Annotated in this window: 9 protein-coding genes; all 9 read right to left on the bottom strand. The window is 70.3% G+C overall.

Annotated elements, in window-relative coordinates:
- Nucleotides 1-99: 99 nt before the first annotated feature.
- The 9 genes from J7E89_RS25340 to J7E89_RS25300 all read right to left on the bottom strand — a co-directional run bounded on the left by J7E89_RS25340 (nt 100) and on the right by J7E89_RS25300 (nt 10,404).
- Nucleotides 100-2,262 (bottom strand): primosomal protein N', encoded by a 2,163-nt coding sequence (locus J7E89_RS25340; RefSeq protein WP_214976714.1) that lies wholly within the window; start codon nt 2,260-2,262, stop codon nt 100-102.
- Nucleotides 2,263-2,353: 91 nt separating this feature from the next.
- Nucleotides 2,354-4,021 (bottom strand): IS1182 family transposase, encoded by a 1,668-nt coding sequence (locus tag J7E89_RS25335; protein WP_214976712.1) that lies wholly within the window; start codon nt 4,019-4,021, stop codon nt 2,354-2,356.
- Between the two features lie 150 nt (nt 4,022-4,171).
- Nucleotides 4,172-5,380 carry a methionine adenosyltransferase gene (gene metK / locus J7E89_RS25330; RefSeq protein WP_214976710.1) on the bottom strand — a complete coding sequence of 403 codons (1,209 nt, stop codon included), beginning with the start codon at nt 5,378-5,380 and terminating at the stop codon, nt 4,172-4,174.
- 241 nt (nt 5,381-5,621) lie between these two features.
- Entirely contained in the window at nt 5,622-6,827 is a 1,206-nt protein-coding gene (gene coaBC / locus J7E89_RS25325) for a bifunctional phosphopantothenoylcysteine decarboxylase/phosphopantothenate--cysteine ligase CoaBC (RefSeq protein ID WP_214976708.1), read from the bottom strand.
- 104 nt (nt 6,828-6,931) lie between these two features.
- On the bottom strand, nt 6,932-7,204 hold the full coding sequence (gene rpoZ / locus J7E89_RS25320; RefSeq protein ID WP_028814064.1) for a DNA-directed RNA polymerase subunit omega: 273 nt from the start codon (nt 7,202-7,204) through the stop codon (nt 6,932-6,934).
- Between the two features lie 28 nt (nt 7,205-7,232).
- Nucleotides 7,233-7,826 carry a guanylate kinase gene (gene gmk / locus J7E89_RS25315; protein WP_214976707.1) on the bottom strand — a complete coding sequence of 198 codons (594 nt, stop codon included), beginning with the start codon at nt 7,824-7,826 and terminating at the stop codon, nt 7,233-7,235.
- A 39-nt stretch (nt 7,827-7,865) separates the two neighbouring features.
- Complete coding sequence (locus tag J7E89_RS25310) at nt 7,866-8,189, bottom strand: integration host factor (protein ID WP_028814066.1); 324 nt, start codon at nt 8,187-8,189, stop codon at nt 7,866-7,868.
- A 260-nt stretch (nt 8,190-8,449) separates the two neighbouring features.
- Nucleotides 8,450-9,298, bottom strand: a complete 849-nt coding sequence (pyrF, locus tag J7E89_RS25305) for an orotidine-5'-phosphate decarboxylase (protein ID WP_308315591.1) — start codon at nt 9,296-9,298, stop codon at nt 8,450-8,452.
- Complete coding sequence (locus J7E89_RS25300; protein ID WP_214976705.1) at nt 9,295-10,404, bottom strand: quinone-dependent dihydroorotate dehydrogenase; 1,110 nt, start codon at nt 10,402-10,404, stop codon at nt 9,295-9,297. The genes pyrF and J7E89_RS25300 overlap by 4 nt, the downstream gene beginning before the upstream one ends.
- Between the last annotated feature and the right edge of the window lie 13 nt (nt 10,405-10,417).

The raw sequence follows: 10,417 nt of genomic DNA, 5'->3' as shown, positions 1-10,417 counted from the left end.
CCCGGGGGTCTGGGGCGGAGCCCCAGTTCGGGAAGGGGCGGGTCGGGGAACAGCTCCGCAGGACCTGCACCCCGCCGCACCCCCTGCCCCGCCCCCCCCTCAGCCGATGTCCGGCGGATCGATCCTGATCCGCACCGGATCGCCCCCGCCACGAGCCATCCGCGCCGCCTGCGCAGCCTTCAGCGCCGCAGCAAGCGCCGCCCCACTGCCCGGCGGAACCCTCAGCAGCGCCCGCTCCCACACCTCACCCACCGGGGGGTCGCCCGGCCGGCGAGGCCGCCCAGGCTCCGTGACCGGCATCGGCACAGGGCCCAGCACCTCGACCTCGCCCGGCAGTTGGGCGGTCGCCAAGAACGCGGCGATCGCCTCGGCCCGCCCACTCACCGCCGCCATCCGCGACACCGGCGGAAAGCCAAGCTCGGCCCGCTCCGCCAGCTCCCGCTGCGCATGCCCCACGGGATCCCACCGCACCAGCGCCTGCACGGGCCGAAGCGTCGGCTCGGCGACCACGACGACCGTGCCGCCGCCCTCCCCCTGCCCCCTGACCAGCGCCGAGGCGCTTATCCAGCGCCGCAGGGCCTCCTCCCCGGCGCGCAGGTCCTGCCGCCCGAGCATGGCCCAGCCGTCCAGCAGCAGCGCGGCCGCGTAACCGCCCTCGGCCACCGGCTCGGCCCCCGGCGTGCTCACGACGAGCGCCGGCACCCCCGGCACGCTCTCCAGCACATGGTCGCGCCCGGACGTACGCACCGGGACAGCCGGAAACGCCCGCCCCAGCTCCTCCGCCGTACGCCGCGCCCCCACCACCTGGGCCCGCAGCCGCACACTCCCGCACTCGCCGCACCGCCACCCCGCCGCGTCCCGGCCGCACCACCCGCAGTGCAGTTCCTGCTGGTCGGCCGCTTCGAGCGGCCCCGCGCAGTGCCGGCACCTCGCCGGCGTACGACATCGCTCGCACGCGAGACTCGGTACGTACCCACGCCGGGGCACCTGCACCAGCACCGGCCCGGACTTGAGCCCGTCACGAACCGTCTGCCACGCCAGACTCGGCAGCCGCGCGGCCCGCGCCGCCCCGTCCCGGGCCACCTCCTCGTCTCCGACCGTACGAATCAGCGGCGCCGCGGCCCGCACCTGCTCCCGCCCCGCACGCAACGGCACGGCCCACTTGCTCTCAACCAGCTGAGCAGCCTCAACCGTGCAACTGACAGACCCGAGCAGAAACCCGCACCTACTGTGGTGCGCCCGCAGCTCCAGCACCTCCCGCACATGCGGAAACGGCGCGTGATCGTCGGCGTGACTCGAATCCCCGTCGTCCCACACCACCACCAGCCCCAGATCCGCCACCGGCGCGAACATCGCGGCCCGCGTCCCGACCACCGCCCGCACCGCCCCCCGCCGCACGGCCAGCCACTGCCGGTAGCGCTTCTGGGGCCCGGCGTCAGCGGTCAGCAGCGTGTGGTGCCCCTTCCCCACCAGCGCGGTGAGCGCGGCGTCGACCCGGGCCGCGCTCCGCCCGTCCGGCACCACAACCAGCGCGCCCCGCCCGGAGGCGAGCGTCGCGGCCACCGCACGCGCCAGCTCGTCCGGCCAGTGCGGTCCCGGCAACGCATTCCACACGGCCCGCGGGGCCCCGCCCCCCGCCAGCTCCCGCAGAAAGGCGGGCCCGTGCGCGTACCGCTCCCACGTCCCGGCCCCCGGCACCTCCGGCGGCGGCAGCGGCTCCGGTGAAGGCTTCGCCTCGGCCGGCCCGTTCCTCGGCGGAACAGCCAGCTGCAGTACGTCGGCGAGGCTCCCCGCGTACCGGTCGGCGATCGCCCGCGAGAGCGCCAGCAGCTCCGGACCGAGCACCGGCTCGGGGGACACCACATACGCGAGCGCGGCCAGCGGCCCGGCGTAGTCCGACTCGGCCCGGCGCTCGACGATGAACCCGTCGATCATCCCGCCGCCCTCACGGCGTCCGCCCCGTACGTTGTGCGCCCCCGCCCCGAACCGCACCCGCACCCGCACCCCCGGCTGCGCGACGGCGTCCAGCTCCTCCGTCACGGCATAGTCGAAGTACTGGTCGAGGTGCAGCACACCCTTGTTGACCAACACCCGGGCAACGGGCAGCTCCTTGGCCAGCGGCGCCCCCCGCCACGTCCGCGGCTTGGCCTTCGGAACCTTCGCCTTCCGCACACTCTCCCGAATGAGCGCAAGCTTGAGCGCAAGCTGCTCCGGCACCCCGCCCCCGGGCTGCTCGTCGGACCGCTCATCGTTCCTGCTCACAGCCAAATTCCTATCAGACCCCACTGACAGCGCGGCAAGCACGAAGGCCCCGGACCAGTACGGACGCTGTTGGCGAATTCGGGGGCCGGTTCTACTTCGCCCCGTCGAGCGTGAGCTCGGCGGGGCGAAGTGCTGCGAAGTGGCTGGTGCGGGTGCGGGCCCGGGGTGTGTCGGTGAGGTGGGCATCGATGCGGGCGAGGTTGATGGCGGCGCCGGTGAGCTGATGCTGGAGGCTGGTCTTCGCGAGGCCTCGGTAGCGGGATCTGCGCAGGCCGCAGCGCCCGACGCCCTGGGAGATGGTGCCCTCGACACCTGCGCGGATCTTGTAACGGTCCTTCCAGGCGTCGGTCTGCTGCTCACGGCGGGCCGCCTGGACGACTTCGTGTTCGTCGCGGTGCCGCAGATTGAGCGAGCGGCGTTCGGCCTTGGGTGAGCTGACGCAGGCGCGCAGTTGAGGGCATGGACGGCAGTCGGCGGGGTTGAAACGGACCCGGATCACGGGCAGCCCTTGCTGTGAGTGCCGGTGGTGCCACTGGGTGCTGGTGACACCGTTCGGGCAGGTCACCCGCTGGTTGTCCCAGTCGATGCGGAAGGCGTCTTGTCCGTAGGGGCCGCGGGCCGAGACGGCGGTGTTGGCGGCCATCGGCCCTTGCAGGTCGATGCCGTGCTCGGTGCGGGCGGCCACGACCTGGGCTGCGGTGGGGTAGCCGGCGTCCACCCAGTGCTCGCCGGGCAGACACTCCCGTTCGGCGAGGCCCGTATGGATCTCCTCGCTCATCACGCTGTCCGGGGTGGTGGCGACGGTGGTGGCCATGTTCGTGATCAAGTTCGGGGCATCCGGCTCGCAGGTCTCGGTGACATGGACCTTGTAGCCGTCCCACAGAGTGTCGCGTTTGACGCTGCCACGTGCGTCGGGGTCATAGGGGGTGACCAGGCGCATCGCGCCCGGCGGCCGGTCTTTTGGGTCCCGCCGCCTCACCTCGCCCTCCACCAGGTGGAAGTGCTGGACCCACATCTGCCTCAGGATCTCCACCGTGTCCAGCGAGCGCAGGCCGTCAGGCGCGTCGGCGGCGAGGACCGCCTCAAGCAGCCGCGTCCCGTCCCTGCCGATCCGCAGGCCCACCTCGTCGCGCTTGGTGCGGGCCTTGGGGAAACGGGAGTCCTCGGCCCTGGTGGCGTAGTGCCTGAACCAGTCCGGCTCGGCCACCTCCACCAGCCAGTCGGGATCAGCCAGGGCCAGCTCGTTGAGAGCCGAGCGCAGCGTCTCAGCGACCATCTCCAGCCAGCACAGCTCCCGGGCTGCCGACAGCACGTGCGTGGAGTCCGTGCGAGCCCGGCCCGTCGTCTTGAGCAGGCCCTTCTCCCGGGCCGCGACCAGGATGCCGTCCAGCACCCGCCGCCCGGCATCCGCTTCGACGAGCCGGTCCCGGAACTCCGACAGCACCGAGAAATCGAAGCCGGGATCAGCCAGGTCCAGCGCCAGGGCGTACTTGAAATCGATCCTCGCCCGCACCGCCTCCGCCGCCTGCCGGTCGGTGAGCCCCTCCACGAACTGCAACACCAGCACCAACGCCAGCCGGCCCGGTGACCAGGCAGGTTTTCCCCGCGCCGGGAAGAGATCCGCGAACTCCCCGTCTGTGAACAACGGTCCCAGCTCGTCCCTCACCCGGATCGCCAGGCTCCCCTTCGGGAACGCGGCCCGAGCCACCCGCACCGTCTCCGCCGGGATTTCCCCCGACCCCTTCGGCTGCATAGACATCCGCACCCACCCCATACGACAACGTCGGCCCTCAAGACCACAACCAGGTCTTGAGGGCCGACGTCACGCACGACCCCGGAATAACCAACAGCGTCCAGTACGGTCCGGGGCCTTCGCGGCCGAGCAGTGCGCCAATAGCGCCAGTACCGACTAGAGACCAGCCGCCGCGCGCAGCGCGTCCACGCGGTCCGTGCGCTCCCACGTGAAGTCGGGAAGCTCGCGGCCGAAGTGGCCGTACGCCGCGGTCTGGGCGTAGATCGGGCGGAGCAGGTCGAGGTCACGGATGATCGCGGCCGGGCGGAGGTCGAAGACCTCACCGATGGCGTTCTCGATCTTCTCGGAGTCGACCGTGGCCGTACCGAAGGTCTCGACGAAGAGACCCACCGGCTCGGCCTTGCCGATCGCGTACGCGACCTGGACCTCGCAGCGCGCGGCGAGACCCGCGGCCACGACGTTCTTGGCGACCCAGCGCATCGCGTACGCCGCCGAGCGGTCGACCTTGGACGGGTCCTTGCCGGAGAAGGCGCCACCGCCGTGGCGTGCCATGCCGCCGTACGTGTCGATGATGATCTTGCGGCCGGTGAGGCCGGCGTCGCCCATCGGGCCGCCGATCTCGAAGCGCCCGGTCGGGTTGACCAGCAGGCGGTAGCCCTCGGTGTCCAGCTTGATGCCGTCGTCGAGAAGGCCGCTCAGGACGTGCTCGACGACGAACTCGCGGATGTCGGGAGCGAGCAGCGAGTCCAGGTCGATGTCCGAGGCGTGCTGCGAGGAGACGACGACCGTGTCGAGGCGGACGGCCTTGTCACCGTCGTACTCGATGGTGACCTGGGTCTTGCCGTCCGGTCGCAGGTACGGGATCGTCCCGTTCTTGCGGACCTCGGACAGCCGGCGCGAGAGCCGGTGCGCCAGGTGGATCGGCAGCGGCATCAGCTCGGGCGTCTCGTCGCACGCATAGCCGAACATCAGGCCCTGGTCGCCCGCGCCCTGCTTGTCGAGCTCGTCCTCGTCGCCTTCGACCCGCGTCTCGTACGCCGTGTCGACACCCTGGGCGATGTCGGGAGACTGCGCGCCGATGGACACCGACACGCCGCAGGAGGCGCCGTCGAAGCCCTTCTTCGAGGAGTCGTACCCGATGTCGAGGATCTTGTTGCGTACGAGCGTGGGAATGTCTGCGTAGGCCTTGGTGGTCACCTCGCCGGCGACGTGCACCAGGCCAGTGGTGATCAAGGTCTCCACGGCGACCCGGGAAGCCGGGTCCTCCCGCAGGAGCGCGTCGAGGATCGTGTCGCTGATCTGGTCAGCGATCTTGTCGGGGTGGCCCTCGGTCACGGACTCCGAGGTGAACAGGCGGCGGGACACATCGCTCCCTGGGGTTGCAGCGGCTGCTGGCTGAGCATTGATGGAACGGACCGGGAGCTGCGCCCGGCGTCGGTCCGGGACCAGTTTATCGGTCGCTTCCGGTCGGCGGACCATGTGTCTCGCTTCTTGGAGGCCCTGTGACCAGCGGCACTGCATTGTGCGGGACGGCCCTCACCCTTCGCCAGAGCACGATACGCCGGATTCGCAAGGGTTTATGGCTTCCGGTACAGCGTCTCAAGAATTAACCGAGCCGACGTGTCACGAGGTCCCAGACTGTGTCGGCCAGGGCCTCCTTGGGTCCGTACGGCACCGGAGTCTCGCCCCCGTCGGCGTCGAGCACCACGGCTTCGTTCTCCTCCGAGCCGAACGTCTTGCGCTCCCCCACCTCATTGACGACCAGCAGGTCACAGCCCTTGCGGCGCAGCTTGTCCCGGCCGTTGGCGAGCACGTTGTCGGTCTCGGCGGCGAAGCCGACGACCACCTGCCCGGGCCGTCCGCGCCGCTCGGCCGAGAGCTCGGCGAGGATGTCGGGATTACGGACCAGCTCGACCGCGGCGGGCTCCTGGCCGTCCTTCTTCTTGATCTTCCCCTCGGCGTACGCCGCCGGGCGGAAATCAGCCACGGCGGCCGCCATCACGACCACATCGGCGTCCGCCGCTGCCTTGAGCACGGCCTCGCGCAGCTGCACCGCCGTCCCGGCGCGCACCACATCGGCGCCCGCCGGGTCCGGCAGACCGGTGTTGGCCTCGACGAGCGTGACCCTGGCGCCGCGCGCGACAGCGGTGCGGGCCAGGGCGTATCCCTGCTTGCCGGAGGAACGGTTCCCCAGGTAGCGGACCGGGTCCAGCGGCTCACGCGTACCGCCCGCACTGATCACGACATGCCGGCCCGCGAGATCCGGTTCGCTCACGCCCCGCGCGAGTACCCGCCGGCAGACCTCGAAGATCTCGTCCGGGTCGGGCAGCCGGCCCTTGCCGGTGTCCACACCGGTCAGCCGGCCCACCGCGGGCTCGACGACGACCGCGCCGCGGCGGCGCAGCGTCGCGACGTTCTCCTGGGTGGCCGGGTGCTCCCACATCTCGGTGTGCATGGCGGGAGCGAAGATGACCGGACACCGGGCGGTGAGCAGAGTGTTCGTGAGGAGGTCGTCGGCCAGCCCGTGCGCCGCCTTGGCCAGCATGTCCGCGGTGGCGGGGGCCACCACGACCAGATCGGCGGCCTGCCCGATCCGTACGTGCGGGACCTCGTGCACCGACTCCCAGACCTCCGCCGAGACGGGGTTGCCGGAGAGCGCGGACCACGTGGCGGCGCCGACGAAGTGGAGCGACGCCTCGGTCGGCACGACGCGCACATCATGGCCGGATTCGGTCAGCCGTCGCAGCAGCTCGCACGCCTTGTACGCGGCGATGCCCCCGCTGACTCCCAGCACGACCTTCGGCTTGTCCACTGCGTCTCCCCGCTTCGTACGACCGTTACGTCCCCTATGACACACCACAGGCCCGGCAGTCTCACTGCCGGGCCTGAGATGAAAAAGATTCCTGCGCCTGCTGACTACTGCGCCGGCCCCTCAATGGCCTCGGAGGTCAGCAGACCCGCGTTGATCTCGCGCAGGGCGATCGAGAGCGGCTTCTCGTGGACATGGGTGTCCACCAGCGGACCGACGTACTCGAGCAGACCCTCACCGAGCTGCGAGTAGTACGCGTTGATCTGACGCGCGCGCTTCGCCGCGTAGATCACGAGGCTGTACTTCGAGTCAGTAGCCTCGAGCAGCTCGTCGATCGGCGGGTTGATGATGCCCTCGGGCGTGGAAATGGAAGAGGACACGCTCTACCTTCCGATAAGTGAACAAAGATCAAGCAACTTCCATCAAGGCTAGCAGCTCGCGCGCCACGTCCTCGACGGAGGTGTTGACCAGGGTGGTGTCGAACTCCGCCTCCGCGGCGAGTTCGATCTTTGCGGCCTCGAGACGACGCTCGATGACATCGGGCGCCTCCGTGCCGCGGCCGGTCAGCCTGCGGACCAGCTCGTCCCAGCTGGGCGGGGCCAGGAAGACCAATTGAGCCTCGGGCATCGATTCACGGACCAGCCGTGCGCCCTGGAGATCGATCTCCAGGAGCACGGGGTCGCCCGCTTCGAGCCGATCGCACACGGCACGCCGGGGCGTGCCGTAACGATTGCCGGCGAACTCGGCCCATTCCAGCAACTCACCATTGGCGACGAGCTTGTCGAATTCGTCGTCACTGACGAAGAAGTACTGGATACCGTGGCGCTCGCCGGGTCGCGGCTTGCGTGTGGTGGCCGACACCGAGAGCCATACCTCGGGGTGGACCTTGCGCATATGGGCGACGACCGTGCTCTTGCCGACGCCCGAAGGGCCGGAGAGCACGGTCAGCCGCGGACGTACGTCCGGGGGTACGGGGGTCGTCCCCCGGGATGTTGCAGCCATGGATGCGATTATCCAGGTTCTCGGGGGTGCCCGAGAACGTCAGGCAGCTCCGCCGCCGAACTCGCGCTCCAAAGAGGCGATCTGGTTGGAGCCGAGACCGCGCACACGACGGCTCTCGGAGATCCCGAGCCGCTCCATGATCTGCTTGGCGCGGACCTTGCCCACGCCCGGCAGAGACTCGAGAAGGGCGGAGACCTTCATCTTGCCGACGACGTCATTCTCCTGTCCCTGCTTGATGACCTCGTGGAGCGAGGCGCCGGAGTGCTTGAGTCGATTCTTGACCTCGGCCCGCTCCCGGCGAGCCGCGGCGGCCTTTTCGAGCGCGGCTGCGCGCTGTTCAGGGGTAAGGGGCGGAAGAGCCACGCCTACGTCACCTCGGATGTCGAACTGTCGGATACGGACCGGTGAGGAACCTAGTCGCCCCACACCAGGGCGAGCAACGAACAGCGAGCTGCGAAACAACGAGCTGCGCGTTTGCTCTCGACGGAGACTAGCGGCCATGGCCGCTCCAGTCAGCGAGAAGCGGCGAAAAGTCCTGGTCAGCCTCCGTCGACTAAGGCATATCAGACATAACACCCCGGTTTTCGGTCAGGATTCCGTCAACATGAATCGCTGACACCCCGTTACGCGCCCGAGACGGCCGTCCTGACCTCGTCGGCGAAGCGAGAAGCGGACTCCCGCAGTCCGCCAATATCGGGCCCGAAGCGCAGTACACCGCGGCTGACGCTCGGTACGACATTGCCGACAGCCGACCCGAAAACGCCCGGAAGGTCCGCCGGGGTAGCGCCCTGCGCGCCGATGCCCGGAGCCAGCAGCGGACCGTTGATCGCGAGGTTGACGCCCGCGTCGCCGAGCGTCGCGCCGACCACCGCGCCGACCGACCCGAGCGGCTCGGCGCCCTCGTTCTCGGCCGCCATGTGGTCGAGCATCAGCTGGGCGAGCGACCGGCCGTCGGCGGCGGCGGCCCGCTGGACCTCCGCGCCCTCCGGATTGGACGTGAGCGCGAGTACGAAGACGCCGCAGCCGTTGATCACGGCCGCGTCCAGCGCCGGGCGCAGCGAGCCGAAGCCGAGGTACGGCGAGACGGTCACCGCGTCCGAGAAGAGCGGCGAGCCCCTGTGGAGGTAGGTCTCGGCGTACGCGCCCATGGTGGAGCCGATGTCGCCGCGCTTGGCGTCCATGAGCACCAGCGCGCCCGCCGCCCTGGCCTCCTCGACCGCCTTCTCCAGTACGGCGATGCCACGTGAGCCGAAGCGCTCGAAGAACGCCGACTGCGGCTTGAGTACGGCGACCCGGTCTGCCAGCGCCTCGACGACCGTGCGGGTGAAGGTCTCCAGGCCCTTGATGTCGTCGTTCAGGCCCCAGGCGCTCAGCAGCGACGCGTGCGGGTCGATACCGACGCAGAGGGGTCCGCGGGTGTCCATGGAGCGGCGCAGGCGGGCGCCGAAGGTTTCGACAGTCGCTTCAGTCACTTCGCGCTCTCCCTGGTTTCGGCGCCGACAGCCTCGGCGAGCGTGGCGTACGGGCTGTTCGCGAGACGCTCGGCGAGGCCCTGGTGGATCGCGCGGGCCCAGAACGGGCCCTCGTAGATGAAGGCGCTGTAGCCCTGTACGAGCGTGGCGCCCGCCAGGATGCGCTGCCAGGCGTCGTCGGCGCTCTCGACGCCCCCGACCCCGATCAGGGTGATCCGGTCCCCCACACGGGCGTACAGGCGGCGCAGGACCTCAAGGGAGCGCGCCTTGACGGGCGCTCCGGACAGTCCGCCGGTCTCCTTGACGAGAGCGGGGTCCGACTTCAGGCCGAGGCCCTCGCGGGCGATGGTCGTGTTGGTGGCGATGATGCCGTCCAGGCCGAGCTCCAGGGCCAGGTCGGCGACGGCGTCGACGTCCTCGTCGGCCAGGTCGGGCGCGATCTTGACGAGGAGCGGGACGCGGCGGTCGGTGACCGTACGGTCGGCCGCCTCACGCACCGCCGTCAGCAGCGGGCGCAGCGACTCGGTGGCCTGGAGGTTGCGCAGCCCGGGGGTATTCGGGGACGAGACGTTGACGACCAGGTAGTCGGCGTGGGCGGCGAGGCGCTCGGTGGAGGTGACGTAGTCCGCCACGGCCTCCTCCTCCGGCACGAGCTTGGTCTTGCCGATGTTGACGCCGACGACGGTCCTGAAGACCGGGTTACGGGCCGCCAGGCGGGCCGCCACGGCCTCGGAGCCCTCGTTGTTGAACCCCATGCGGTTGATGAGCGCGCGGTCCTTCACGAGGCGGAAGAGGCGCTTCTTGGGGTTGCCGGGCTGCGGCTGGGCGGTGACCGTACCGATCTCGATGTGGTCGAAGCCGAGCATCGACATGCCGTCGATGGCGACGGCGTTCTTGTCGAAGCCGGCGGCGAGGCCGAACGGGCCGTGCATGCGCAGGCCGAGCGCTTCTGTGCGCAGCGAGGTGTACCGGGGCGCGAGGACGGCGGCGACGAAGGTGCGCAGGACCGGGACGCGGGCGGCGAGGCGGATCCAGCGGAAGGCCATGTAGTGGGCCTGCTCGGGGTCCATGCGCTTGAAGACGAGGTTGAAGAAGAGTTTGTACATGGGCTGGGTGCTT

The organism is Streptomyces sp. ISL-100, from assembly GCF_018614615.1.
GTDB lineage: Bacteria > Actinomycetota > Actinomycetes > Streptomycetales > Streptomycetaceae > Streptomyces.
Note: the sequence above shows the minus strand (reverse complement) of the source record. Positions and strands in the feature narration are given on the sequence as shown.

Coding starts and splice junctions, on each gene's coding strand:
- gmk (WP_214976707.1), bottom strand. CDS start 7,826: ATGGCTGCAACATCCCGGGGGACGACCCCCGTACCCCCGGACGTACGT.
- J7E89_RS25335 (WP_214976712.1), bottom strand. CDS start 4,021: ATGTCTATGCAGCCGAAGGGGTCGGGGGAAATCCCGGCGGAGACGGTG.
- J7E89_RS25300 (WP_214976705.1), bottom strand. CDS start 10,404: ATGTACAAACTCTTCTTCAACCTCGTCTTCAAGCGCATGGACCCCGAG.